This is a genomic window from Streptomyces sp. NPDC003011 (genome assembly GCF_053591515.1).
In genome coordinates this window covers 26,251-50,690 of the sequence record NZ_JBSFTY010000026.1, presented here as the reverse complement: position 1 = coordinate 50,690, position 24,440 = coordinate 26,251, and the positions used below count along the sequence as shown (strand labels likewise).

Here is a 24,440-nt window from a genome sequence, read left to right as displayed (position 1 = left end):
GTAGGCCCGGCTGCGGTTCCTTGACGGAGGCGGCGGCCGGCTGCGTCGCGTCTTCTTCCTGCACGGTTCCCGACCGGCTGGACATTGTCCATCCCCCGGCCAGGGTCCGTCCCGTCCGTCCCCCGGACGGGGTGGTTCCGGGGTCGTCAGTCCCGGCTGCCCTGGTCACCCACGAGCGTGCCGATCTTCTCACCCTTGACGGCGCGCGCGATATTGCCCTCGGCCAGGAGCTCGAAGACCAGGATCGGGAGCTTGTTGTCGCGGCACAGGGTGATCGCGGTCATGTCGGCGACCTTGAGGTCGCGGGTGATGACCTCGCCGTAGCCGAGGGAGTCGAACTTGACCGCGTCCCGGTTGGTCTTCGGGTCGGAGTCGTAGACCCCGTCCACGCCGTTCTTGCCCATCAGCAGCGCCTCGGCGTCGATCTCCAGGGCGCGCTGCGCGGCGGTGGTGTCGGTGGAGAAGTACGGCATGCCCATCCCGGCGCCGAAGATGACCACGCGGCCCTTCTCCAGGTGGCGCACGGCACGCAGCGGGATGTACGGCTCGGCGACCTGGCCCATGGTGATGGCGGTCTGCACCCGGCTGTCGATGCCCTCCTTCTCCAGGAAGTCCTGGAGGGCGAGGCAGTTCATGACGGTGCCGAGCATGCCCATGTAGTCGGAGCGGGCCCGGTCCATGCCGCGCTGCTGGAGTTCGGCGCCACGGAAGAAGTTGCCGCCGCCGATGACGACCGCGATCTCCGCGCCGTCACGCACGACGGCCGCGATCTCGCGCGCGATCTTGTGCACCACGTCGGGGTCGACACCCAGGCCCCCGCCACCGGCGAACGCCTCTCCGGACAGCTTCAGCAGAAACCGCCCGCGTACTTTGCCGTCGTCGCTCTTGTGGGCCTTGGTGGTCATGGCGTTCTCTTCTTTCACGTGTCGCACATACGAAGAAGGCCACTGCCGGTGGGGTGTCGTTCGCATCCCATGCGCGGCAATGGCCTCCTCGTCAGATCTGCTGTCGTCCGCCACACACGTGACGGCGTACGCGGACGACTGCTGCCGACCCTATCGGGGTCGCGCGTCGATCGCGGTACGGACTCAGATGCCGACCTTGATGCGCGTGAAGCGCTTCAGGGTGACACCGGCCTCGTCCAGAACCTTCTGGACCGACTTCTTGTTGTCGAGCGCGTACGGCTGGCCCAGGAGCGTGGCGTCCTTGAAGAAGCCGTTGAGGCGACCCTCGACGATCTTCGGCAGGGCGGCCTCGGGCTTGCCCTCGGCGCGGGTGGTCTCCTCGGCGACGCGGCGCTCGGACTCGACGACCTCGGCCGGCACGTCCTCCTTGGAGAGGTACTTCGGCGCGAAGGCGGCGATGTGCTGGGCGACGCCCTTGGCGATCTCGGCGTTGGGCTTGTCGAGCTCGACGAGGACACCGATCTGCGGCGGCAGGTCGGGCATCGTGCGGTGCATGTACGCCGTCACGAAGCCGTCGGAGAACTGCGAGAAGCGGTCCAGGACGATCTTCTCGCCCAGGTTGGCGTTGGCCTCGTCCACGAACGCCTGGACGGTCTTGCCGGGCTCGATCTCGGAGGCGAGCAGCGCCTCCAGGTCGGCCGGGGAGACCTTGGCGACGTGCTCGGCGATCGCGGTGGCGACGGCCTGGAACTTCTCGCCCTTGGCGACGAAGTCCGTCTCGCACTTCAGCTCGACGAGGACACCGGAGGAGTTGTCGTCGGCGATGATCGAGACCACGGCGCCGTTCTCGGCGGAGCGGCCCTCGCGCTTGGCGACGCCCTTCTGGCCCTTGATACGGAGCGCCTCGACAGCCTTCTCGACGTTGCCCTCGGCCTCGTCCAGCGCCTTCTTGCAGTCCATCATGCCGGCGCCCGTGAGCTCACGGAGCTTCTTGACGTCGGCGGCGGTGTAGTTCGCCATGATTTCTGGAATCTCTCTCGAAGTCCGAAGATCTACGGGCCGAACGGCGGGGGCTTCGTGGGCCCCCGCCGTCCAGAACCCGAAGGGGTGAGGGGTCAGGCCTGCTCGGCGTCCGCGGCAGGGGCCTCGGCGGCAGCCTCGGCCGGGGCCTCGTCAGCGGGCGCCTCGGCGGCGGGAGCCTCGTCGGCGGCGGCCTCGGCGGCCGGAGCCTCGTCGGCCGGAGCCTCAGCGGCGGGCGCCTCGGCGGCGGGGGCCTCGGCCTCGTCCGCCTTCTTCTCGCCCTCGAGCAGGTCGCGCTCCCACGCGGCCAGCGGCTCGCCCGCGGCCTTGTCGCCCTTGCCCTCGGTGGCGACACCGGAGCGGGAGATGAGGCCCTCGGCGACCGCGTCAGCGATCACACGGGTGAGCAGCGTGACGGAGCGGATCGCGTCGTCGTTGCCGGGGATCTTGTAGTCGACCTCGTCGGGGTCGCAGTTGGTGTCGAGGATGGCGACGACCGGGATGTTGAGCTTCCGGGCCTCGCCGACCGCGATGTGCTCCTTCTTGGTGTCCACGATCCAGACGGCGCTGGGCACCTTGGACATCTCGCGGATACCACCGAGGGTCTTCTCCAGCTTGGCCTTCTCGCGCGAGAGCACGAGAAGCTCCTTCTTGGTCAGACCGGACGCGGCGACGTCGTCGAAGTCGATCTGCTCGAGCTCCTTGAGGCGCTGCAGACGCTTGTAGACGGTCGAGAAGTTGGTGAGCATGCCGCCCAGCCAGCGCTGGTTGACGTAGGGCATGCCGACACGGGTGGCCTGCTCGGCGATGGCCTCCTGCGCCTGCTTCTTCGTGCCGACGAACATGACCGTGCCGCCGTGGGCGACGGTCTCCTTGACGAACTCGTAGGCGCGGTCGATGTACGACAGCGACTGGAGCAGGTCGATGATGTAGATGCCGTTGCGCTCCGTGAAGATGAACCGCTTCATCTTCGGGTTCCAACGACGGGTCTGGTGACCGAAGTGGACGCCGCTCTCCAGCAGCTCCCGCATCGTGACGACGGCCATGGCCGTTCTCCTTGGTGTTCTCGGTTGTACCGCGCGCGCCGGATGGCACTCGCGCCTGACGCCCGCGATGCGCCTTGCCGCTAGGGACCGAGAGGCGCTGACACCGGCTGTTTGACGGCCTGATGTCGGGGCGTGCGAAGTCGACCCGGTGACCCGGATCGCCAAAGGAAGTGTACGGGACCCGCGAGGCACCGGGTGACGCCACTGTCCACAACCGGGGAGTAGTCCACAGGCCCCAACCATGATCGCGCCGGATGCGGGACGGTTTCCGGCATGCGAACGAAACGATGCGTGGTGACGTGGGCGGTGGCGCTGCTGCTCCTGACGGCAGCGGTGCTGACGTGCCCGGCCGGGCCGAGCGTCCGGCCGGTCACCCTCGTCCCGGCGGCCACGGACACGTCCGTCCCGCCCCTCGGCCGCGGCTGGCCCGTGGGCACCCGCCCCCCGGTCCTGCGCGGCTGGCTCCCCCCGGCGACGGTCTACGGCCGCGGCCACCGGGGCGTCGATGTGGCGGCCGCTCCCGGCACCCCGGTCCGGGCGGTGGCGGCGGGCCGGGTCTCCTTCGCCGGCCGGGTGGCGGGCAGGGGCGTCATCGCGGTGGAGCTCACGGGAACCGGTGATCCCCCACTGCGGACGACCTACGAGCCGGTACGGGCCTCGGTGCGCAAGGGCGACGAGGTGACGGCGGGCGAACCCCTGGGCACGGTGGAACCGACGGGCTCCCACTGCACGGCTCCGTGCGTCCACTGGGGCCTGCGCAGAGGCGAGGCCTATCTGGACCCGCTGGCACTGCTGCCGGCCTGGCTCCTGCGCCGGGGACCGTCACGACTACTGCCGGTGACCGGCGTCCCGCTGCCCTCATAACCGCCGGGTCACGAGAACGACGGGCAGTCGGACCCCCGGAGCGGCACCGGGCGGCACCGCGGCACAGCGGCACCGCGGCCCGGAGGGACGCACTCGGCACCCCCAGGATGACTCGGGCCCGGAGGAACGGCACACGGCCCGGAGAAACGGCACACGGCCTCCCGGCACGACTCCCCCGGAAAGCCCGCCCGGCCGGCCTGCCAGAGACGGCACTCGCCCCGAAGCCCCGGAACCCCGGAACCCCGGAGAGACGGCACCCGGCCTGCCAGGGCGACCACACCCCGGAGAAACGGGCCCCAGCCCCTGGGAATGGGGACGCCCACCCGTCCCGGAAGAACGGCACGGGTCTCCCAGGACGGCTCCCGTCCGGAGAAGCGGCCCCCCGCCTCCCCGGACGGCACAGGCCGGGACGAACGGCCCCCTGCGAACGTCAAGCCGCGCGGCCCCGCCGATGCCGGCCGCCCTCAGCCCCGCACGCCCCGCAGCGCCATGGACACCGCCGCCTCGGTGATCACCGCGGGCTCCTCCGCCGCCCCCAGCTCGATCCTGCGCACCGCCGCGTCCACCACTCCCTGGAGCAACATGGCCGCCATCCGGGGCTGCGCGTGCCCCATCTCCGCCAACGCCTCGACGATCATCGCGACCAGCCCGCCGTGCGCGGCCCGGATCTTCTCCCGGGCCCCCGCGTCCAGCTCGCTCGCGGAGATCGCCACCACGGCCCGGTGGCGCCGGTCCCCGACCAGGGCCAGCTGCTGCCGGACATACGCCTCGACCTTGCCCTCGGGTGTCCCGGCCCGTTCCATCGCCGCCGACACCTCCGCCGCCCAGACGGGAAAGTCGGCCTCGCACAGTTCCTCGACCACGGCGGCCCGCGATCGGAAGTACTCGTACACGGACGAGCGCGCGAGGCCCGTCCGCTCGGCGAGGGCGGGGAAGGTCAGTGCCTCCGTCCCGCCTTCGGACAGCAGGGAACGAGCCGCGTCCAGCAGGGCGGCTCGCTGCATCGACCGGTGCTCGGCCACGGAGGCCGCTCGAATCCTTGGCACGTCAACCACTCTACGGACGGACCACCCCGGACGGGAGTCACTGCGCCCGACCGGACATCACCCGGCCAGGTCACCGACCGAAGCTCGCCAGTTTCGCCCGCAGCTGGAGCACGGACTTGGTGTGGATCTGGCTCACCCGGCTCTCCGTCACACCCAGCACGTTCCCGATCTCGGCGAGCGTGAGGCCTTCGTAGTAGTACAGCGTCACCACGGTCTTCTCCCGTTCGGGCAACGTGTTGATCGCCCGCGCCAGGAACCGCCGCAGCTCCCGGTCCTCGGCCACCTCGACCGGGTTGTCCGCGGCGGTGTCCTCCAGCGTGTCCATGACGCTGAGTCCGTCCCCGCCCTCGCCCCCGACATGCAGCAGCTCCTCCAGAGCCACCACGTTGGCCAGCGACAACTGACTGAACACCGCGTGGAGTTCATCCACCGCGATGCCCATCTCGGCGGCCACCTCCCCCTCCGACGGGGTACGTCTGAGCCGCGCCTCCAGCGTCGTGTACGCCCGCTCGACGTTGCGTGCCTTCTGCCGCACCGAGCGAGGGATCCAGTCCAGCGCGCGCAGCTCGTCGATCATCGCGCCCCGGATCCGGGTGATCGCGTACGTCTCGAACTTGATCTCCCGGTCGATGTCGAACTTCTCGATCGCGTCGATCAGTCCGAAGACGCCGGAGGACACGAAGTCCGCCTGCTCCACATTGGGCGGCAGGCCCACGCTCACCCGTCCCGCCACGTACTTCACCAGCGGCGAGTAGTGCAGGATCAGCTGCTCGCGCAGCCGCTCGTCTCCTGTCGCCTTGTACGACCGCCACAGCTCGTCGACTGTCGAGGGAGCGGGCGGCCGTACGCTGCCACCCTCGCGGGCGGCTGGGGGGATGGCCGCCCGGTCGGACCCGGAGGTGTGCTGGGGCATGCGTCGCCTTGTGCCGTTCTGCCGTGAAGTGGTGCTGTCTGGGTGAGCTGTCGGTCTGATGCCGAGTTGCCTGTCGTCGTCGGAATCCTGGTGAGCGTAGCGTGACTGGAGCGTCGCAGTGCGCGAACGGCGTCGCTCGGGGCATACGCAGAGACGTTCCGCCGGGCGCCCGGCCGAGCCCGCCCCATCGCTCTGCGTGATCACGGGACCACGCCAACTGCGGGAATCCGCAAGGGCGTCAGGGTTCCCCCGGACGGCCGAACACGCACCGTCAACACCCACGCCGAGCATCGCGTACGGAGATCATTGACTGGCGTGTCAACTTCCAGCCGTCGCCGTGTCGTTCGACGTAACCGAGTGATCGGAGTTCGTACAGTCTCGCGACCGCGTCGTCCTGGGTGGTCTGCGCGCCGCGCGCGATCTCCTCGGGGGTCGCTGTGCCGCGCCCCGGCAGCGCGGCCAGGACCCGCCGGGCGGCGGTGTCCAGGAGGTCGCGCGGCAGTACCGGCCCGCGCCGGTCCGGGGCCAGTTCGCCCATGTCGCCGACCAGCTCCACGACTTCCGCGGCGTCGGTGACCAGTACGGCGTCCTGGCGCAGCAGCTCGTGCACACCGGCGGACAGGCCGCTGGTGGCGGGCCCCGGCACCCCCATGGTGTGGCGGCCCAGCCGCTGGGCCGCCCGTGCCGTGACCAGGGAACCGCTCCGGTAGGCGGCCTCCACGACCACGGTGCCCCGGGTGAGCGCGGCGATCACCCGGTTCCGCAGCACGAATCTGCTCGGCGTCGGATGGTCGCCGGGCGGCAACTCCCCCACCACCAGACCCTGTTCCGCGATCCTGGTGATCAACTGGGCGTGTCCGCGCGGGTAGGGCCGGTCGACACCGCAGGCCAGCACGGCGACGGTGGCGCCGCCTGCGCCGAGGGCACCGCGGTGGGCGGCACCGTCGACCCCGTAGGCCCCGCCGGACACCACGACCCAGCCCCGCTCGGCGAGGCCGGCGGCGAGGGTGGCCGCCATGTGGGCGCCGTACTCGGTGCAGGCCCGGGCGCCGACCACGGCGACCGACCTCAGCGCCCACATCCGCAGGCTGGGCCTGCCCCGGACCCACAACCCCAGGGGCCGCGCGTCACCGAGATCGTCGAGCTGCCCCGGCCACTCGGCGTCACCCGGCGCCACGAACCGCACCCCGGCCTCCCGGGCGACGGCGAGATCCCGCCCCGGCTCGGCCTGCCCGGCCCGTCCCAGCAGCCCCGCCCACCGCTTCCCGCTGGCCCTGGGGAGAGCCGTCCCGCCCTCCCGCAAGCGCCGCGCCACCTCGCTCACGCCGAGCTCGCGCACCCACCGTCCGGCGGCCTCGTCGCCGGGCTCGACGACCCGGGTGAGGAAGACACGGTCGAGCAGCCGGCGGCCCGGATCGTCGTCGGCGTTCATGTCAGCGCCCCGAGGGCCATGGGCACACCGCGTGGCACCCCGGTCCGCAGTTGCAGGGCCAGGGCGACGTCCGTCGCGTCGGGGCGGTCGTGGCCCACGAGGTCCGCGACGGTCCAGGCCACCCGCAGGACGCGGTCGAGCCCGCGAGCGGTCAGGACACCCCGCTCCAGGCTCCGCTCCGCCTCGTCCATGGCGCCGCGTACGGCGTACCAGCGGCTGCGCAGCTCGCGTCCGGGCACCTCGCTGTTGGTGCGCCAGGGAGTGCCGGTGAGTCGGGCCAGCGCGCGTGCCCTGGCCTCGCGGACCCGGTCGGCCACGGTCGCCGTCGAGTCGCCCCGCGTCCCGCTCCCGGTCAGCTGGGAACGGGTGATGCGGTCCACCTCGACGCGCAGGTCGACCCGGTCGAGCAGCGGGCCGGACAGCCTGGCCTGGTAGCGCCTGATCGCGGAGGGCGGGCACTCGCACAGGTCACCCGTCTGGGAGAAGCGTCCGCACGGGCACGGGTTGGCCGCGAGCACCATCAGGAACTTCGCCGGGAAGCGCACGACCCCCGCACTGCGCGCGATCACGACGTGCCCCGCCTCCAGCGGCTGCCTCAGGGCGTCCAGGGCCCGGCTGCTGAACTCCGGCGTCTCGTCCAGGAAGAGGACGCCACGGTGGGACAGCGAGACCGCCCCGGGCCGCGCGATGCCGTTGCCGCCGCCGACCAGTGCCTGCATCGTCGCCGAGTGGTGCGGGGCGCAGTAGGGAGCGACGTCGACCAGGGGCCTGCCCGCGGGCAGCAGCCCCGCCACCGAGTGCACCGCCGTGACCTCCAGCGACTCCTGCCGGCTGAGCCGGGGCAGGACGGCGGGCAGCCGCTCGGCGAGCATCGTCTTGCCGGCTCCGGGTGGCCCCTCCAGGAAGAGGTGGTGCCCGCCCGCCGCGGAGACCTCCACCGCCGTACGCGCGGACACCTGCCCCACGACGTCGGCGAGGTCATGGCCGTGGTCGAGCTGGGCGGCACCCATGCTGTGCATGCCCGTGGCCGCGCCCGTGCCGGGCATCCGCAGTCCGGCGAGCAGCGGGTCGGGTCGGCCCGCCTCGTCCGGCTCCTCGTCGGGCACGGGCTCGTCCGCGAGGACCGCGATCAGCTGCCGCAGAGTGCGCACCCCCAGGACGGAGACACCCGGCACCAATGACGCCTCGGCGGCGGCGCACTCGGGCACGACGACCTGCTCGTATCCGGCGTCCGCCGCGGCCAGGACCGCCGGGAGGATGCCCCGGACCGGCCGGACCCGGCCGTCGAGGCCCAGCTCGCCGATCATCACGATGTCGGCGAGCACCCGTGGGTCGATCCGCTCGGCGGCGCCGAGCACCGCGCAGGCGACGGCGAGGTCGAAGCCGGATCCGCCCTTGGGCACCGAGGCCGGGCTGAGCCCCACGGTCAGTTTCTTCTGCGGCCACTCGGCCCCGGAATTGACCACCGCGGCCCGTACGCGGTCCCGGCTCTCCGTCAGGCTCTTGTCGGGCAGCCCCACCAGCGTGAACGCCGCCACTCCCGGTTCGAGGTCGGCCTGCACCTCGACCACCACGCCCTCGACACCCACCAGCGCCACCGAGCAGGTCCGTGCGAACCCCATTTCAGGCCACCCCCCGCGCATGCTCGACGACGGGCGCGCCGCGGCGGGGCAGTACGACGCCCACCAGGTCGATACGGACGCCTCCCGGTGGTGCGCCTCCGTGGGCGTGGATCCAGCGCTCGGCGAGGCCGCGCAGGCGCTCCGCCTTGTCGGGGGTCACCGCGGCCATCGGATGCTCGAAGAGCCCCGCTCGCCGTGTCTTGACCTCGCAGACGACCAGGACGTCGCCGTCCCGCGCCACGATGTCGATCTCCCCGGTCCTGCCGCAGCGCCAGTTGCGCTCCAGGACCGTCATCCCGGCCTCCGCCAGTCGCCGGGCGGCCAGGGTCTCGCCGTACTTGCCGAGTGCGCTTCGTGCGTTCATGTCGGCACCACCTCCGGCGCCAACCGTCACGCAGACAGGTCCACCCGAGTGGATCTTGGTGGACTACTCACCGGTTGTGGAAAACTCCGTCACCCACTCGGGGGACGTCATCCGCCGGGGACCGTCATCCGCTCGGCAGTTCGAGGTCGCTCTTGTTCAGCTCCTCGATGTTCACGTCCTTGAACGTGAGGACCCGCACCTGCTTCACGAACCGAGCCGGCCGGTACATGTCCCACACCCAGGCATCCGCCATGGACACCTCGAAGAACACCTCGCCCTGGACCGAGTGCACCTGCATCTCATAGTCGTTGGTGAGGTAGAAGCGGCGCTCGGTCTCGATCACGTATTTGAACAGACCGACGACATCGCGGTACTCCCGGTAGAGCTTGAGCTCCATCTCGGTCTCGTACTTCTCGAGGTCCTCGGCGCTCATGGCATGTTCCCCTTCAGCCGTGCGATCCCACCATTGTGCGCCAGTCCCGCGAGCCCCTAGACGATTTCGGTGTCAAGGGTCACGGGGCCGGCCGGGGGACCTTCGTCGAGCAGCCTCCGGAGCAGCTCGGCGAGTCTGGTCGGATACACCGTCTCATGTGCCTGGGTCAGTTCCTGACACGTCCACCAGCGCGCTCCGGCGACACTGCGCCGCTCCAGTTCGGTCAGGCCGAGCGCCCGGGTCGCCGTCTGGGTGGTCCGGGCCAGGTAGTACCACTCGTCCTGGTCCCAGCGGCGGCCCGCGAACGGGAACGAGCACGTCCGCCGCCACAGCACCGGGCCGAGCTCGACCTCGGTGATGCCGGTCTCCTCAGCGAGTTCCCTGAGGGCGGCCTCTTCACGAGTCTCGTCACCCTCCAGGCCGCCGCCGGGCGTGAACCACCAGTCGTCGGCCGGATCGTCCGGCTCGTGGCCGTGCAGGAGCAGGATGCGGTCACGCGGGTCGAGCAGCACCACCCGGGCGACCCGGCGCAACCCGCCGTCGTACGTGTCGGTGGCGGTGTCCGCCGCCTCAGCCGGCACCGGCGGGCTCCGTCCGGGGCCGGGAGCGGCCGCCCAGCCGCTTGGCGACCGGACCGTACGCGCCGCCGCCCAGGACGAGCGCCCCGCCGACGACGATCAGGACGCCGATCGTACGGAGCGGCCCGGGTGCGGACAGCGCACCGAGCGTCTCGAAGCCGGCCGGCCGCTTCAGCATGCCGTTCATGGGCCACACGACGGCGTCCACGCGGGCTGTCACGGCGCTCCGCGCCACCGTGCCGCTCGCCGCGTCGGTGAGGTGGGCCGTGGAGTCCAGCGAGCCCTGACGCTCGTCACCGAGGAGGAAGAGCCGGCCCTCCGGCACGGTCACGGCCGGAAAGTCCGTGCCCTCGGCGAGGCTGCCCGCGGGCAGATACGGTTCGTCGATCTGCTTGCCGTTGACGGTCAGCCTGCCGTTCGTGCAGCAGGACACGGTGTCGCCGCCGACGGCGACCACCCGCTTGACCACGAGGGCGTTGGCCACCCAGGCCGTGTCCTTGAAGACGACGACGTCACCCCGGCGCACCGCGTCACCGTCCACGCGCTCGGCCAGGACCCGGTCGCCGGCGTCGATCGCCGGCGTCATCGAGCTGGTGGGCACGGTGTACGGCCGGTAGATCACCGCTCCCCAGGCGAACCCGCCGAGGAACAGCACAAGGCCCAGTGCGACGGCCAGTCCGGACAGTCGCTGTCCGGTCCGGCTGCCCACCGGGCCCGTGTCCGTGCCACCGCCGTGCGGGGCCGTACGTGTCGTGCTCTCACCACCCATGGGTCCGCACCCTACCCGGCGGTACCCGGCCTGGTCAGCCCTTCCGGTCCGGCCAAGGTCACCACCGCACGAGGGTTTGACGAGCCTTGACCGTACGGCCGGCAAGCCCCGTCGTACGGCCCGGGAGCCCACCGCGGGATGCGGCGGCTCCCTCAGCGGGTCTGGGCGGCGGCGATCTTCCGGCGGCGCCACAGGGCCACCGGCAGGACGCCGACGAGGGCGATCCCGTTCGGGGCGATGGCGAGGGTGGCGGAGGACGCCGACTGGGCCTTCAGCCCGTCCTGGTCGAAGGTGTCCGGGACCGGCAGGGTGCCCCAGCGGTTGATCGGCCAGGCCTTCACCACGGCCCGCCCAACGACCTCGTCCACCGGCACCATGCCCTTGTTCTTGTCGTTCCGGTTGTAGCGCGAGTCCCGCGAGTTCTGCCGGTGGTCGCCCATCACCCAGATGAAGCCCTTGGGCACCTTCACCGTGAACTGGCCGCCCTGGTCGTCGACGCTGCACGGGGTGTTGCCGGGGTACACGTACGGCTCGTTCAGCGCCTTGCCGTTGACCGTGAGCGGGCCGCTGTTCTTGCACGAGACGGTGTCGCCGCCCACACCGACGACGCGCTTGATGAGGTCCTTCTCCTCGGCGGACGGCATCAGGCCGATCCAGCTGAGGAACGTCTGCACCGCGTTCGGGTCCGTCGTCGGCTCACCCGCCAGCCACTGGTCGGGGTCGTGGAAGACCACGACCTCGCCGCGCTCGGGCTCGGAGCCGAACCACGGGGTGAGCTTGTCGACCAGAACACGGTCGCCCTCCTGGAGGGTGTTCTGCATCGAGTCGGACGGGATCGAGAACGCCTGCACCAGGAAGGTCTTGATCAGCAGTGCCAGCACCAGCGCGATACCGATCAGGATGGGCAGCTCCTTCCAGAAGGAGCGCTGCTTCTTCCCCTGGGAGCCGGGGTCACCGGGTCCCTGGCCGTCCGTCCCTGTCCGCTCGGTCACCGTGCCGTCCTCGGCCGCCCCGGAGTCATTCCCGGGGGTCACGGCGCTGTCCGCGGCCGGGACGGCTGTCTCCGCGGGACGCCCGCGGTGCTCCTCGCCGTCGTGTCCGGACCGTGCGCCAACCGCCACATCCCCCACGCCAACTCCTTACTCTGTGCCGCCGCTGCCTGCCCCATACACGGCGCAGGCCCACCACTCCCATAACGAGCGGGAGTTCCGCAGGGCTCGGGAGCTGGACCGATCCGTTCGGATCGTCGGGTGCAACCCTAAGCGACGGCGGAGCGGCCGCGGTCGACCCGGATACCGAGTCGGACACGGAGGCATAGGTTTTCGGCTCCTCCAGCTTGTTCCAGTGGCCGAAGGGCCAGGCGATGACCATGGCCCGCCCCACCACCGAGTTCTCGGAGACCGTGCCGCCGTAGTCGGTGTCCTGGTGCGCGCGGGAGTCCGCGGAGTTGTCCCGGTGGTCGCCCATCACCCACAGCCGTCCCTGCGGCACGGTGATGTCGAACTGCGTCGTCGACGGGACGTTGCCGGGATACAGATAGTCCTCGTTCAGGGGAACACCGTTGACGGTGACCCGCCCCTGCGTGTCGCAGCACGTGACACGGTCGCCGCCGACGCCGACGACCCGCTTGATGAGGTCCTTCTCGTTGTCGGACGGCAGCAGGCCGATGAAGGTGAGCCCTTCCTTGACCTGCTTGACGACGATGGGATCCTCCTTCGTCGCGGTCGGCTGCTCGTCCTGGAGCCAGCCACCGGGGTCCTTGAAGACGACGACGTCCCCGCGCTGCGGCTTGGAGCCGAACCACGGGGTGAACTTGTCCACCAGGACCCGGTCGCCGATCTGGATCGTCTGCTCCATCGAGCCGGACGGGATCACGAACGCCTGGACGAGGAACGTCTTCAGGACGAGGGCTATGAGGACGGCGACACCGACGAGGAGGGGGATCTCCTTGATCGCGGAGCGCCTGCGGCGCCGCTTGACCTTGCGCTGGAGCTTGCGCCGCTCGGCACGGCTGCGCCCGGCTGCCGCGCCGGCGGAGGCGCGCCGGGAGCCGGTGGGCAGCAGGTTGTCGGCCGCGCTGCTCGACGTACCGCGCGGTCTGCCGCGGTTACCCATGGGCGCCGGCCACAGTGGTCGGTTCGCCGGCCCCTTCGGCGGCGGGCACGCGCGCGTAGGCGTCGGGGCGGTGCAGGCGGGTGAAGTGGCCGGCGGGCCACAGGATCCAGTCGGCCCGGCCGATGACGCCGCCGACGGGGATCATGCCGCCGCCCGGTGAGCCCAGGTGGTCGCGGGAGTCGCTGGAGTTGCCGCGGTGGTCGCCGAGGACGAACAGGGTGCCCTCGGGCACGACGACGTCGAAGCGCACGGTGGACGGGCTGTCGCCGGGATACAGGAACGTCGTCTCGTCGACGGACCGGGAGTTCACCTCGATCCTCCCCTCCTTGTCACAGCAGACCACGTGGTCTCCCCCCACGCCCACAACGCGTTTGATGTAGTCCGCGTCCCCGAAGTATCCGGTGCCGTCGAACACGACGATGTCGCCGCGCTGCGGCTCGGCACCGAAACGGTACGCCAACTTATTTACGAGAACGCGGTCCCCGATCCTCAATCCGCGCTCCATGGATCCGCTGGGGATCTGGAACGGCTGCAGCACGAATGTGCTGAGCAGCAGCAGGAACACGAGGCAGGTCAGCAGGGTCAGGGTGATCCGCCCGCCGGGCAGCCATGCGGCGGCCCGGGACACCAACGCGAAACGCGACCGGTCCTCCGGCCCTCCGGTGTCCGAGATCTCCTCGGCAACGGAAGGGCGGGAGGAGCGGTCGCGCTCCGTCGGCTGTGCTTCGGTGTCCATCGGAGCCAGATGCTATCCGGCCCGGTTGTGACGCCCGAGAAGCCCTCAGTTGTCGCGCTTCTCCTTGATCTTCGCGGCCTTGCCGCGCAGCTCGCGCAGGTAGTACAGCTTCGCGCGACGCACGTCACCGCGGGTGACGAGCTCGATCTTCTCGACGATCGGGGTGTGCACCGGGAAGGTGCGCTCGACGCCGACGGAGAAGGAGACCTTGCGGACCGTGAAGGTCTCGCGGACACCGGCACCCTGGCGACGGATGACTACGCCCTTGAACTGCTGCACACGGGAGCGGTTGCCCTCGATGACGCGCACGTGGACGTTGACGGTGTCACCCGGGCGGAAGGCCGGGAGGTCGGTGCGCAGCGACGCGGAGTCGACGGAGTCGAGCAGGTGAGACATTTCGGTCTGCTTTCCTCGCTGATGCCACAGGTCATCAACGGAAACTAGGAGTTCTGAAGGAGAGCCGTGCACGTCGGGGCGGGCGTCGTGTCCCCCTGTGGCAGGGGCGCACACCGGACAGCGCACAGCAGCGGCCTATTCTTCCACGCCCTCGGGCCTGCGCCAAAATCGGCCGTACGGCTCCCCCGCCGGATCCGGGGCCCAGCCCAGGATGGAGAGCATCTCGCGGTCCTTCTTGTCGAAGGCCTTCGGGTCGCAGCGCTCGATGAGATCGGGCCGGTGGGCCGCCGTACGCCTGAGCGCCTCGTCGCGTCGCCAGCGGGCGATCCTGCCGTGGTGGCCGCTGAGCAGCACGTCCGGGATCCCGCGCCCGCGCCACTGCGGCGGCTTGGTGTAGACGGGCCCCTCCAGCAGGCTGGCCATCGCTCCGGGCGCGAAGGAGTCGTCCCGGTGCGACTCGGCGTTGCCGAGGACGCCGGGCAGCAGCCGCGCCACGGCCTCCGTGATGACGAGGACGGCCGCCTCCCCGCCGGCGAGGACGTAGTCGCCGATGGAGACCTCGTGGACGGGCATCCGGGTCGCGTACTCGTCGACGACCCGGCGGTCGATGCCCTCGTAGCGGGCGGGCGTGAAGACCAGCCAGGGGCACTCGGAGAGCTCCACGGCGAGTTCCTGCGTGAAGGGACGGCCACTGGGCGTGGGGACGATCAGCGCGGGCCGGCCGGAACCCCTCTCGTAGCCGTCCGCCAGGATCGCGTCGAGGGCGTCGCCCCAGGGCTCGGTCTTCATGACCATGCCCGGGCCGCCGCCGTACGGCGTGTCGTCGACGGTGTTGTGCCGGTCGTGCGTCCAGGAGCGCAGGTCGTGCACGTGCACGTTCAGCTGCCCACGCGCGCGTGCCTTGCCGACGAGGGAGACGTTCAGGGGGTCGAGGTACTCGGGGAAGATCGTGACGACGTCGAGCCTCATGCGCCGTCGTCCTCGGCGGAGTCCCGCGAGGACGCGACCTCGGCCCGGTCGTCGATCAGACCGGGCGGCGGGGTGATGACGGCCCGCTGCTCCTCCAGGTCGATCTCGGCGACGATCTCCTCGACGAAGGGGATCAGCACCTCGCTGCCGTCGGGGCGCTCCACGATGAAGAGGTCCTGGGAGGGCAGGTGGGAGATCTCGGTGATCCGGCCGACCTCCGCACCGTCCTCGGTGACGACGTCCAGGTCGATCAGCTGGTGGTCGTAGTACTCGTCCTCGTCCTCGGGCAGTTCCTCCGGGTCGACCTCGGCGATCAGGAGGGTGTTGCGCAGCGCTTCGGCGGCGGTGCGGTCATGGACACCCTCGAAGCGCAGCAACAGACGGCCGCTGTGGACACGGCCCGTCTCGATGGTCAGCGGCCCGGTGGCGGCCGGGTCCGTGGCCAGGACGGCGCCGGGGGCGAGCCTGAGTTCCGGCTCGTCGGTACGTACCTCGACGGTGACCTCGCCCTTGATGCCGTGGGCGCGGCCGATCCGTGCGACTACCAGCTGCACTGTGCTTGCTCTCCTGTCGGAACGACGGTGAGCCGAGATCGGCTCATACGACTACGGGCCGGGGACGGCCCAGTGGCCCTCCCCGGCCCGAGCCGGTGCTGCGATCGCGTCAGCGGACGTGGTCCACGTCGACGAGGTCGACGCGGACACCGCGGCCGCCGATGGCGCCCACGACGGTACGCAGGGCCCGCGCGGTGCGGCCGTTGCGGCCGATCACCTTGCCGAGGTCGTCCGGGTGGACCCGGACCTCGAGCACGCGCCCACGACGCAGGTCACGCGAGGCGACCTGCACGTCGTCAGGGTTGTCGACGATGCCCTTCACGAGGTGCTCAAGCGCCTCTTCGAGCATGCTGCTCAGGCCTCGGAGGACTCGGACTCGGCGGGAGCCTCGTCCTTCTTCTCAGCCTTCTTCTTCTGGGTGATCGCCTCACCCTTGCCCTCGTCGTCGCCGCCGAGAGCCTCGAACGACGGACGCGCGGCCTTCTCAGCCGGCTGGAGCAGCGGAGCCGGGGCGGGCTCGCCCTTGAACTTCTGCCAGTCGCCGGTCTTCTTCAGGATGGCGAGCACGGGCTCGGTCGGCTGAGCACCGACGGAGAGCCAGTACGCCACGCGGTCGGCGTCGACCTCGATGCGCGAGGGGTTCTGCACCGGGTGGTACAGGCCGATCTCCTCGATGGCCCGGCCGTCACGGCGGGTACGGGAGTCGGCGACGACGATACGGTAGTGAGGCGCACGGATCTTACCCAGACGCTTCAGCTTGATCTTGACTGCCACGGGAGTTGGTTCTCCTGGATTTGACGTGGTTGGGCACGGCGAGATGGCCGCGTGGGGTTGCGGTACCCGAGTGCCCGATGGACGCGTCAGCCGGAGGCGAGAGGGTTCCTGTGCGGCTGTCGAGTACAGCTAGCCATTGTGCCATACCCGGTGAGTCGCTTCGGACCGAGGCCGCGGTGGGCAGGCGGGACCCGCACCCGGCGCGCTGCGGGGTGCCGCCGCTACGACCGCGCCGTCACCCCGCACTCACGCCGCCTGCTCGTCCGGCACCCACGAGATGCCGGGAAGGCAGTCAGCCGGCCGCCGCCCCCACGACGTCCGGGATTCTGAAGGGCTTGCCGCAGCCGCCGCAGACGATCGGGGCCTGCGCCAGGACCGACGGGACGACACGGACGTTGCGCCCGCAGTCGCAGACGGCCTTGACGCGGACTCCGCCGCCGGAGGAGCCGTGGCGGGCGGCCGGCCCGCGGAAGGTGCGGGAGGTGTCGGCGTTGGTCGCGACCGTGTGCGCCTTGAGGGCGCGCTGCAGGCGCTCGATGGTCGGGCGGTAGCGGCGCTTCGCCTCGGGGGTGAGCGTGACCAGGGAGAAACCGCTGCTGGGGTGCGGCTCCTCGGGGTGGTCCAGGCCCATCTCCTCGGCGATCGCGAGGAATCTGCGGTTGTGGTAGCGGCCGGCACGGGAGGTGTCGCGGATGCCGCGCGAGGCGGCGATGCCATGGACTGCCTCGTGAAGCAGTCGCTCGAAGGAGAGCTCGTGACCGCACGCGGACGACGACTCCCCGATCAGGGACTCTGGCGCGGCAAGATCGGGCAGCTCGGGGTGGTACCGCTGAATGTCGGCCCACGCCTGTGCCAGCTCTGCGGCGAGAACAGGTGGTGTCTGTGTCGTGCTCACGTAATGACAACGAGCCAGGGTGCCACTGTGTTCCTATTCCGGGGCATCTCAAATAATTTGCACGTACCCGTCAGTTGCCGCTGATGCGTCCGGACGAGGGCGGGTGCGCTGATCTGCGGAGAAGCCTCACAGCTCCTACCAAGGTGGTGCGTAGCCTGACGTACGCGCCGGCGCGTAGATCGTGTCCACGCGCCGGGGTGGCTGTGGTCCGCACGGGCGCAAGGGGCGTTTCGGCCGCTCTCGTGCCAAAGGGCGCCGCCTCAGTAGGCGCGCGCGACGATCGCGACGTTACCGGGCGCGTCGTCGGCGTCCGGCACCGACCCGTCCTCGGCGACCAGACACCGTACGGTCACCGCCTGCTCGCCCAGCCTGGCCTCGCCTTCTTCGCCGAGCACCGCCCACGGGACGCGCGCCCAGCCGCCGGCGCCGGCCACCTCGACGGCCTCCTCGACCGTCGCCACGTCGGACGTACGGGACGCGCGACGCTCGCGGGACTGCTTCAGCAGCAGCGCCTGGTCCTCTTCGAGGATCGCCGGGAGCAGCCCCGCCAGCGCCTCCAGGGACACCGGCTCCTTGCCGCCCGGGATCCGGCGCGCCAGCATCGCCGTGCCGTTCTCCAGGTCACGGGGCCCGACCTCGACGCGTACCGGCACGCCCTTGAGCTCCCAGTCGACGGCCCGGCGGCCGAACGGGGTGTCGGTGCGGTCGTCGACGTGGACCCGCAGACCGGCCGCCTTCAACCGGGCGCCGATGTCGCGGACCTTGGCCAGAACCGCGTCGTCGCCCTTGACGGCCAGAACGACGACCTGGGTCTGCGCCAGGCGCGGCGGCACACGCAGGCCGTTGTCGTCGCCGTGCATCATCACCAGGGCGCCGATCATGCGGGTGGTGGAGCCCCAGGAGGTCTGCCACACCAGTTCCTGCGTGCCGTCCTTCGACAGGTACCGGGTGTCGAAGGCCTTGGCGAAGTTCTGGCCCAGTTCGTGGCTGGTGGCCATCTGCAGGGCCTTGCCGTCGCCCATCATGCCTTCGAGCGTGAGGGTGTTGACGGCGCCGGCGAACCGCTCCCTGACGGTCTTGCGGCCCGGGACCACGTCCATCGCGAGGACGTTCACCATGAAGTCCTCGTAGACCTCGCGGTGGATGCGGGAGGCGAAGTCGCGGGCGTCCTCGTAGGTGGCGTGCGCGGTGTGGCCCTCCTGCCACAGGAACTCCGTCGTGCGCAGGAACAGACGCGGCCGCAGCTCCCAACGGACCACGTTCGCCCACTGGTTGATCAGCAGCGGCAGGTCCCGGTAGCTCTGCACCCACTTCGCGAAGTAGTCGTTGACGATCATCTCGGAGGTGGGCCGGACGACCGCCGGCTCCTCCAGTTCCTTGCCGCCGCCGTGGGTGACGACCGCGAGTTCCGGTGCGAAGCCCTCGACGTGGTCCGCCTCGCGCGTCAGGTACGACTGCGGGATCAGCAGCGGGAAGTACGCGTTCTGGGTGCCCGTCTCCTTGATGCGGGCGTCCATCTCGGCCTGCATCCGCTCCCACAGCCCGTACCCGTACGGCCGGATCACCATGGTGCCGCGCACCGGCCCGTTGTCGGCCAGCTCCGCCTTGGCGATCAGATCCTGGTACCAGCGCGGGAAGTCGTCCGCCCGCGGGGTGAGAACGGGTGCCTTTGCCATGGCGCGATGGTACGGGCCCAGGTTGCCGGAATGTGAAATCTCGCCACAGGCATGTGCGACCCACAAGCAGGACCCGACAACCCCTGGACGCGGGGTCGAGTGCGGAGTTACCTGGCATACGGGGGGAGTGCGAGCGCACTGCACGGGGGCTATGGAAATCGGGCACAAGGGCAACTCTCGTCGGATTGGGGCGCTTACCTATGACACCTACGCTCGTGCGGCAGCACCGGCCCGAAACGGGGAACAAACCCCGCCTGGACCTCGGTGCACGCGCGCGTGACTGGTCCGAGATCCAGGAGCGGATGCTGGTGCCGCTCTACGAGGCCGTCTACGAGCGACTCGACGTGGGCCCGCGGACACGGGTGCTGGGCCTCGGCTGCGGCTCCGGGCTGGCCCTGCTGCTGGCGGCCTCCAGAGGCGCCGCGGTCACCGGTGTCGACGACTCCGCGCCCGAGCGGCTCGCCCTCGCCCGCGAGCGGCTGGTGAGGGAGGGGCGGGGCGCACGCGCGCGGGGCGCGGCCCGGCTCGTCGACGGAACGCCCGAGGACGCGGCCGACGCCAGGGCGTCCGCGTACACCCTGGTGACCGCCTTCGAGCCCATCGGGTGCCTCGGGGGCGACGCGGAGGGCCTCGGCGCGCTGCTCGCCTCGGCGACCCCGCTGGCCGAGCGGGGGGCGCCGGTGGTGCTGGCCGGCTGGGGTCCGCCGGAACGGTGCGCCACCTCGTCCGTGCTGCGGGTGGCCACCAAGCTGGCGGATCCGCTGCGCGGGGCGGGCAGATGGCGCCCCGCTCTCCGCGACGACCTGGAGGAGGTCGCCCAGCGGGCCGGCCTCCAACCGGACGGCTCGGGCCGGGTCGCCTGCCCGTTCGGGTACGCCGACGTCGGCAGCGCCGTACGAGGACTGCTGTCGACGGGGCTCTTCGACGCGGCGATCCACGCGAGCGACCAGGCCCAGGTGGACACGGAGCTGACGGAGGCCCTGCATCCGCATCAGCGCCGGGACGGCACGGTGTGGATGCCGAACGTGTTCCGGTACCTGATCGCGCGCATCCCCTAGCCCCGGTCGAGGGCGCCGGCGCGATCAGCAGATTGGCCGGAAAACGTCAGGACGGGAAAAACCGCACCACAGGGTGCGCGTACGCCACTGGGGGCGCCCCTTTCGAAGAGGGGCGCCCCCAGCGACGTGGACAGGAGAGCGAGGGACCGGACGAACCGTCAGCCCATGAACTTCTTGAACTCGTCCGGCAGTTCGAAGTCCTGAGGAGCCTGCTGGCCCGGCACGCCGAAGGCGCCGCCGGCCTGGGCCGCGGCGGCGCGGCGCGCGGCCTCCTCCTGCTCCTGCTGCTTGCGCTTCATCGGGTTGCCGGAGCGCTGCTTGCCCTTGGTCTTCTTCGGCTGCTTCTTCGACCGGCCGGGGCCGCCGCCCATGCCCGGGACTCCCGGCATGCCGGGCATGCCGCCGCCCTGGGCCATGCGGGACATCATCTTGCGGGCCTCGAAGAACCGCTCGACCAGGTTCTTCACGGCGCTGACGTCGACACCGGAGCCCTTGGCGATACGGGCCCGGCGCGAGCCGTTGATGATCGTCGGCTCCTGGCGCTCGGCCGGGGTCATCGACTTGATGATGGCGGCCGTGCGGTCGACGTCGCGCTCGTCGAGGTTGGCGATCTGGTCCTTGATCTGGCCCATGCCCGGGAGCATGCCGAGCAGCTTGCTGATGCTGCCCATCTTCCTGACCTGCTCCATCTGAGCCAGGAAGTCGTCGAGCGTGAAGTCCTCGCCCTTCTTGGACGCCAGCTTGGAGGCCATCTTCTGGGCCTCTTCCTGGCTGAACGTCTTCTCCGCCTGCTCGATCAGGGTGAGCAGGTCACCCATGTCGAGGATGCGGGAGGCCATCCGGTCCGGGTGGAACGCGTCGAAGTCGCCGAGCTTCTCGCCGTTCGACGCGAACATGATCGGCTTGCCGGTGACCGAGGCGATCGACAGGGCGGCACCACCGCGCGCGTCGCCGTCGAGCTTGGAGAGCACCACGCCGTCGAAGCCGACGCCGTCACGGAAGGACTCGGCGGTGTTGACCGCGTCCTGACCGATCATCGCGTCGACGACGAAGAGGATCTCGTCGGGCGAGACCGCGTCCCGGATGTCCGCGGCCTGCCGCATCATCTCCTGGTCGATGCCCAGGCGGCCGGCGGTGTCCACGATCACGATGTCGTGGACCTTGGACTTCGCGAAACCGATGGAGTCCTTGGCGACCTTGACCGGGTCCCCGACGCCGTTGCCCGGCTCGGGCGCGTAGACCGCCACGCCGGCGCGGTCGGCGACCACGCTGAGCTGGTTCACGGCGTTCGGGCGCTGGAGGTCACAGGCGACCAGGAGGGGCGAGTGGCCCTGCTCCTTAAGCCAGTGGCCGAGCTTGCCCGCCAGGGTGGTCTTGCCGGCGCCCTGGAGGCCCGCCAGCATGATCACGGTCGGCGGCTGCTTGGCGAAGCGCAGGCGCCGGGTCTCGCCGCCGAGGATCGTGACGAGTTCCTCGTTGACGATCTTCAGGACCTGCTGGGCCGGGTTGAGCGCCTTGGAGACCTCGGCGCCCAGGGCACGCTCCTTGACGTTCTTGATGAACGTCCGGACGACCGGCAGGGCCACGTCCGCCTCGAGGAGCGCGATGCGGATCTCGCGGGCCGTGGCGTCGATGTCCGCCTCGCTCAAGCGCCCCTTGCCGCGCAAGTTCTTGAAGGTCGCTGAAAGGCGATCGGAGAGAGTATCGAACACGGCGGCGTCGGTCCTCGGAGTCGGGGGCAGTGTGAGCGTCTTCCAGGGTATCCCGGCTCCACAAGACCGGGTCACGGTCGGTCGCGGACCGGGTCACGGCCGATCAGCCCCGCAGCGTCTCCTCCAGCTTCCGCGCCACGGCCGCCGCCTCCTCGCCCGGCAGCGGCGCCCCCTCGGGGCCGGTCACGTAGAAGGCGTCCACGGCGTTGGCGCCCAGCGTCGAGACGTGCATGCTCCGCACCCGCAGTTTCGCCTCGTCCAGCGCCCGGCCGATCCGGTGCAGCAGGCCGGGGGCGTCATGGGCGCGCACCTCGATCACCGTCGCCAGCCGGGAGGCGGCCGGTGCGACCGTGACCCGCGCCGGGGGCGCCACGACACCCCGGCGGCGCGGGTAGGCGGCGTCCCGCTCGGCGAGCCGGCCGGCGATGTCCAGCGATCCGTCCAGCGCCCGTACGAGGTCGGCGCGCAGCCGGGCGGCCTGCGGCAGGGAGCCGTACTCGGCGGCGACCCGCCAGTTCAGCAGCAGGATGGAGCCCTCGACGCCGTCCGGCAGGTCCAGGGCGCGCAGTTCCGCCGTGCGGACGGTGAGCCGGTGCATGGCGAGGACGCCGGCCACCGCGGGCAGCACGCCCACCTGGTCCGGTACGGCGATGAGCAGTTCCACGCCGAGCGGCTCCGGGTCGCCGGACGGCCCTTCCTCCGTCGGCGGCTCGGTCTGCGCGCGCAGCGACAGCACGGGGCTGCCGGTGGCGACCGCCTCGATGGCGAGCCGCTCCTGCTCGGCGGTGGGCGCGACGGACCCGGGATCCTCCGGAACGTCTCCGGCCAGCACCGCGTTGACCCGTTTGACCAGGTCGGCGACGAGCGAGCCGCGCCAGGACGACCAGGCGGCCGGGCCGGTGGCCAGCGCGTCCGCCTCGGTGAGCGCGTGCAGCAGCTCCAGCGTGCTCTGCGTGCCGACGGCCTCGGCGACCGAGCGCACGGTGGCCGGGTCCTCAAGGTCGCGCCGGGTGGCCGTGTCGATGAGCAGCAGGTGATGCCGGACGAGGGTGGAGAGCACGGCCACGTCGGCACGGTCGAAGCCGATGCGGGCGGCCACGTCCTTGGCGATGATCTCGCCGGCCACCGAGTGGTCGCCGGGCCAGCCCTTGCCGATGTCGTGCAGCAGCGCGGCGACCAGGAGCAGGTCGGGGCGGTGGACGCGCCGGGTGAACTCGGAGGCGCGCACGGCCGTCTCGATCAGATGCCGGTCGACGGTCCACACGTGCACGGCGTTGCGCTGCGGACGGCAGCGCACCCGCTCCCAGTCGGGCAGCAGGCGCGTGATCAGGCCCTCGGCCTCCAGCGCCTCCCAGACGTCGATGGTGGGCTGGCCGGAGCCGAGCAGGGTGACGAGCTGTTCGCGCGCCTCGGCGGGCCAGGGCGTGGGCAGGGGGCGCACCGCGGTCGCCATACGCCGTACGGCGTGCAGGGAGAGCGGAAGCCCGGCCTGCGCGGCGGCGGCCGCGGCACGCAGCGGGAGCACGGGGTCGCGCTCGGGGCGTGCGGCGCGGGCGAGCACCACCTCGCCGTCCTGCTCGACCACACCCTCCGCCAGGGGGGAGCGTTCGGCGACCGGCTTCCCGCCCCCGAGCATGGCGCGCAGACGTGGCCGCACAGCGCGGGACTTGAGCACGCGCCCCACTTCGCGCCAGGTGACATCACTGGCGTACGAGATGACCCGCGCCGCCTCGTAGACCTGCCGCAGCAGTGTGTCGGCGTCGAGCAGGCCGAGCTCGGCCGCGACCTGGTCCTGTTCCTGGAGCGCGAGCCGGTCGGTCGCGCGGCCCGTCGTCAGGTGCAGGGCGTCACGGACGTCGAGCAGCCGGCGCCGGGCGTCGTCGAGGCCCTCACGCGGGGCGTCGGCCAGCCAGGAGGCGGCGACGGCCCGCAGGGCGGTGGCGTCGCGCAGACCGCCGCGCGCCTCCTTCAGGTCCGGCTCCAGCAGGTACTGGAGCTCCCCCTGGCGCTCGGCGCGCTCCGCGCACAGTTCCTGGAGCTCGGGGAGACGTTTCGGCGCCTGGTTGCGCCAGTCGGCCAGGACCGCCGTACGCAGTCCCGCCGTCAGGCCGAGGTCGCCCGCGAGGTGGCGGGCGTCCAGCAGGCCCAGCTGCACCTTCAGGTCCTCGCCCGCGGTCTTGCGGGCCTCGGCGGGTGTGCGCACCGAGTGGTCGAGGGCGAGCCCGAGGTCCCAGACCGGGTACCAGATGCGGTCGGCCAGGGCGGCGACCCCGTCGGCGTCGCCGCCGTCGTGCAGCAGGAGCAGGTCCAGGTCGCTGCGGGGGGACAGTTCACCGCGGCCGTAGCCGCCGACCGCGACCAGGGAGACCCCGCGCAGGCCCTCGGCGCCGGCCGCGAACAGCCCCGTCAGCCAGTCGTCCGTCAGTTCGGACAGGGCCGTACGGCGCGGCGGCCCGGACCGCGCCCCCTCTGTGAGGAGGCGCAGCCGGGCCGCCGCGTAGCCGCTGGGTCCCGAGTCCTCTGCATCCTTGCGCACGTCCGTACTCGTCACCCAGCGACTCCT

Annotated in this window: 25 protein-coding genes; 2 read left to right on the top strand and 23 right to left on the bottom strand. The window is 71.3% G+C overall.

Going from position 1 to position 24,440, the window contains the following annotated elements:
- Window positions 1–146 precede the first annotated feature (146 nt).
- The 3 genes from pyrH to rpsB all read right to left on the bottom strand — a co-directional run bounded on the left by pyrH (window position 147) and on the right by rpsB (window position 2,971).
- Window positions 147–905: a UMP kinase gene (pyrH, locus tag ACWD0J_RS15730; protein ID WP_286065002.1), complete on the bottom strand. Its 759-nt coding sequence runs from the start codon at window positions 903–905 to the stop codon at window positions 147–149.
- Window positions 906–1,088: 183 nt separating this feature from the next.
- Window positions 1,089–1,925, bottom strand: coding sequence for a translation elongation factor Ts (gene tsf, locus ACWD0J_RS15725; RefSeq protein WP_451496354.1), 837 nt, complete (start codon window positions 1,923–1,925; stop codon window positions 1,089–1,091).
- A 95-nt stretch (window positions 1,926–2,020) separates the two neighbouring features.
- Window positions 2,021–2,971, bottom strand: a complete 951-nt coding sequence (rpsB, locus tag ACWD0J_RS15720; protein ID WP_451496353.1) for a 30S ribosomal protein S2 — start codon at window positions 2,969–2,971, stop codon at window positions 2,021–2,023.
- Between the two features lie 273 nt (window positions 2,972–3,244).
- Here rpsB and ACWD0J_RS15715 point away from each other — a divergent pair, with 273 nt between their 5' ends.
- Window positions 3,245–3,835: a M23 family metallopeptidase gene (locus tag ACWD0J_RS15715; protein ID WP_451496352.1), complete on the top strand. Its 591-nt coding sequence runs from the start codon at window positions 3,245–3,247 to the stop codon at window positions 3,833–3,835.
- Between the two features lie 464 nt (window positions 3,836–4,299).
- Here the strand turns inward: ACWD0J_RS15715 and ACWD0J_RS15710 are convergent, their stop codons facing one another.
- The 18 genes from ACWD0J_RS15710 to proS form a co-directional block, all read right to left on the bottom strand.
- Window positions 4,300–4,857, bottom strand: coding sequence for a TetR/AcrR family transcriptional regulator (locus ACWD0J_RS15710; protein WP_451496400.1), 558 nt, complete (start codon window positions 4,855–4,857; stop codon window positions 4,300–4,302).
- 94 nt (window positions 4,858–4,951) lie between these two features.
- Window positions 4,952–5,794, bottom strand: coding sequence for an RNA polymerase sigma factor WhiG (gene whiG, locus ACWD0J_RS15705; protein WP_451496351.1), 843 nt, complete (start codon window positions 5,792–5,794; stop codon window positions 4,952–4,954).
- 271 nt (window positions 5,795–6,065) lie between these two features.
- Window positions 6,066–7,226, bottom strand: coding sequence for a DNA-processing protein DprA (gene dprA, locus ACWD0J_RS15700; protein ID WP_451496350.1), 1,161 nt, complete (start codon window positions 7,224–7,226; stop codon window positions 6,066–6,068).
- Window positions 7,223–8,848, bottom strand: coding sequence for a YifB family Mg chelatase-like AAA ATPase (locus ACWD0J_RS15695; RefSeq protein ID WP_451496349.1), 1,626 nt, complete (start codon window positions 8,846–8,848; stop codon window positions 7,223–7,225). Before ACWD0J_RS15695 ends, dprA begins: the two co-directional genes overlap by 4 nt.
- 1 nt (window position 8,849) lies before the next feature.
- Entirely contained in the window at window positions 8,850–9,212 is a 363-nt protein-coding gene (locus ACWD0J_RS15690; protein ID WP_451496348.1) for a YraN family protein, read from the bottom strand.
- A 124-nt stretch (window positions 9,213–9,336) separates the two neighbouring features.
- Window positions 9,337–9,645 carry a DUF2469 domain-containing protein gene (locus tag ACWD0J_RS15685; protein WP_003993268.1) on the bottom strand — a complete coding sequence of 103 codons (309 nt, stop codon included), beginning with the start codon at window positions 9,643–9,645 and terminating at the stop codon, window positions 9,337–9,339.
- Between the two features lie 56 nt (window positions 9,646–9,701).
- Window positions 9,702–10,226, bottom strand: a complete 525-nt coding sequence (locus tag ACWD0J_RS15680) for an NUDIX hydrolase (protein ID WP_451496347.1) — start codon at window positions 10,224–10,226, stop codon at window positions 9,702–9,704.
- Window positions 10,216–10,992: a signal peptidase I gene (gene lepB / locus ACWD0J_RS15675; RefSeq protein ID WP_451496346.1), complete on the bottom strand. Its 777-nt coding sequence runs from the start codon at window positions 10,990–10,992 to the stop codon at window positions 10,216–10,218. Before lepB (ACWD0J_RS15675) ends, ACWD0J_RS15680 begins: the two co-directional genes overlap by 11 nt.
- 152 nt (window positions 10,993–11,144) lie before the next feature.
- The gene (gene lepB, locus ACWD0J_RS15670; RefSeq protein ID WP_451496345.1) at window positions 11,145–12,122 is read right to left on the bottom strand and encodes a signal peptidase I; all 978 of its coding nucleotides are present in this window, start codon (window positions 12,120–12,122) and stop codon (window positions 11,145–11,147) included.
- A complete protein-coding gene (lepB, locus tag ACWD0J_RS15665; RefSeq protein ID WP_451496344.1) occupies window positions 12,010–13,107 on the bottom strand; it encodes a signal peptidase I in 1,098 nt (365 codons plus the stop codon). The genes lepB (ACWD0J_RS15670) and lepB (ACWD0J_RS15665) overlap by 113 nt, the downstream gene beginning before the upstream one ends.
- Window positions 13,100–13,843, bottom strand: coding sequence for a signal peptidase I (gene lepB / locus ACWD0J_RS15660; protein ID WP_451496343.1), 744 nt, complete (start codon window positions 13,841–13,843; stop codon window positions 13,100–13,102). The genes lepB (ACWD0J_RS15665) and lepB (ACWD0J_RS15660) overlap by 8 nt, the downstream gene beginning before the upstream one ends.
- A 45-nt stretch (window positions 13,844–13,888) precedes the next feature.
- Entirely contained in the window at window positions 13,889–14,239 is a 351-nt protein-coding gene (gene rplS, locus ACWD0J_RS15655) for a 50S ribosomal protein L19 (RefSeq protein WP_451496342.1), read from the bottom strand.
- 135 nt (window positions 14,240–14,374) lie between these two features.
- Window positions 14,375–15,208 (bottom strand): tRNA (guanosine(37)-N1)-methyltransferase TrmD, encoded by an 834-nt coding sequence (gene trmD / locus ACWD0J_RS15650; RefSeq protein ID WP_451496341.1) that lies wholly within the window; start codon window positions 15,206–15,208, stop codon window positions 14,375–14,377.
- Entirely contained in the window at window positions 15,205–15,762 is a 558-nt protein-coding gene (rimM, locus tag ACWD0J_RS15645; RefSeq protein WP_451496340.1) for a ribosome maturation factor RimM, read from the bottom strand. The genes trmD and rimM overlap by 4 nt, the downstream gene beginning before the upstream one ends.
- 109 nt (window positions 15,763–15,871) lie before the next feature.
- Window positions 15,872–16,111 (bottom strand): RNA-binding protein, encoded by a 240-nt coding sequence (locus ACWD0J_RS15640; protein WP_005479813.1) that lies wholly within the window; start codon window positions 16,109–16,111, stop codon window positions 15,872–15,874.
- A 5-nt stretch (window positions 16,112–16,116) separates the two neighbouring features.
- Window positions 16,117–16,536: a 30S ribosomal protein S16 gene (gene rpsP / locus ACWD0J_RS15635; protein ID WP_451496339.1), complete on the bottom strand. Its 420-nt coding sequence runs from the start codon at window positions 16,534–16,536 to the stop codon at window positions 16,117–16,119.
- A 292-nt stretch (window positions 16,537–16,828) separates the two neighbouring features.
- On the bottom strand, window positions 16,829–17,431 hold the full coding sequence (locus tag ACWD0J_RS15630; protein WP_451496338.1) for a hypothetical protein: 603 nt from the start codon (window positions 17,429–17,431) through the stop codon (window positions 16,829–16,831).
- A gap of 260 nt (window positions 17,432–17,691) precedes the next feature.
- Window positions 17,692–19,107, bottom strand: a complete 1,416-nt coding sequence (gene proS, locus ACWD0J_RS15625) for a proline--tRNA ligase (protein ID WP_451496337.1) — start codon at window positions 19,105–19,107, stop codon at window positions 17,692–17,694.
- Window positions 19,108–19,307: 200 nt separating this feature from the next.
- Here proS and ACWD0J_RS15620 point away from each other — a divergent pair, with 200 nt between their 5' ends.
- Window positions 19,308–20,165, top strand: coding sequence for a methyltransferase domain-containing protein (locus ACWD0J_RS15620; protein WP_451496336.1), 858 nt, complete (start codon window positions 19,308–19,310; stop codon window positions 20,163–20,165).
- 158 nt (window positions 20,166–20,323) lie between these two features.
- On the opposite strand, the gene ffh is transcribed toward ACWD0J_RS15620, so the two are convergent.
- Complete coding sequence (ffh, locus tag ACWD0J_RS15615) at window positions 20,324–21,877, bottom strand: signal recognition particle protein (protein WP_451496335.1); 1,554 nt, start codon at window positions 21,875–21,877, stop codon at window positions 20,324–20,326.
- Between the two features lie 103 nt (window positions 21,878–21,980).
- A complete protein-coding gene (locus ACWD0J_RS15610) occupies window positions 21,981–24,428 on the bottom strand; it encodes a [protein-PII] uridylyltransferase (protein ID WP_451496334.1) in 2,448 nt (815 codons plus the stop codon).
- Window positions 24,429–24,440 lie beyond the last annotated feature (12 nt).

Coding starts and splice junctions, on each gene's coding strand:
- pyrH (WP_286065002.1), bottom strand. CDS start 905: ATGACCACCAAGGCCCACAAGAGCGACGACGGCAAAGTACGCGGGCGG.
- tsf (WP_451496354.1), bottom strand. CDS start 1,925: ATGGCGAACTACACCGCCGCCGACGTCAAGAAGCTCCGTGAGCTCACG.
- rpsB (WP_451496353.1), bottom strand. CDS start 2,971: ATGGCCGTCGTCACGATGCGGGAGCTGCTGGAGAGCGGCGTCCACTTC.
- ACWD0J_RS15715 (WP_451496352.1), top strand. CDS start 3,245: ATGCGAACGAAACGATGCGTGGTGACGTGGGCGGTGGCGCTGCTGCTC.
- whiG (WP_451496351.1), bottom strand. CDS start 5,794: ATGCCCCAGCACACCTCCGGGTCCGACCGGGCGGCCATCCCCCCAGCC.
- dprA (WP_451496350.1), bottom strand. CDS start 7,226: ATGAACGCCGACGACGATCCGGGCCGCCGGCTGCTCGACCGTGTCTTC.
- ACWD0J_RS15695 (WP_451496349.1), bottom strand. CDS start 8,848: ATGGGGTTCGCACGGACCTGCTCGGTGGCGCTGGTGGGTGTCGAGGGC.
- ACWD0J_RS15690 (WP_451496348.1), bottom strand. CDS start 9,212: ATGAACGCACGAAGCGCACTCGGCAAGTACGGCGAGACCCTGGCCGCC.
- ACWD0J_RS15685 (WP_003993268.1), bottom strand. CDS start 9,645: ATGAGCGCCGAGGACCTCGAGAAGTACGAGACCGAGATGGAGCTCAAG.
- lepB (WP_451496346.1), bottom strand. CDS start 10,992: ATGGGTGGTGAGAGCACGACACGTACGGCCCCGCACGGCGGTGGCACG.
- lepB (WP_451496344.1), bottom strand. CDS start 13,107: ATGGGTAACCGCGGCAGACCGCGCGGTACGTCGAGCAGCGCGGCCGAC.
- lepB (WP_451496343.1), bottom strand. CDS start 13,843: ATGGACACCGAAGCACAGCCGACGGAGCGCGACCGCTCCTCCCGCCCT.
- rplS (WP_451496342.1), bottom strand. CDS start 14,239: ATGTCTCACCTGCTCGACTCCGTCGACTCCGCGTCGCTGCGCACCGAC.
- trmD (WP_451496341.1), bottom strand. CDS start 15,208: ATGAGGCTCGACGTCGTCACGATCTTCCCCGAGTACCTCGACCCCCTG.
- ACWD0J_RS15640 (WP_005479813.1), bottom strand. CDS start 16,111: ATGCTCGAAGAGGCGCTTGAGCACCTCGTGAAGGGCATCGTCGACAAC.
- proS (WP_451496337.1), bottom strand. CDS start 19,107: ATGGCAAAGGCACCCGTTCTCACCCCGCGGGCGGACGACTTCCCGCGC.
- ACWD0J_RS15620 (WP_451496336.1), top strand. CDS start 19,308: ATGACACCTACGCTCGTGCGGCAGCACCGGCCCGAAACGGGGAACAAA.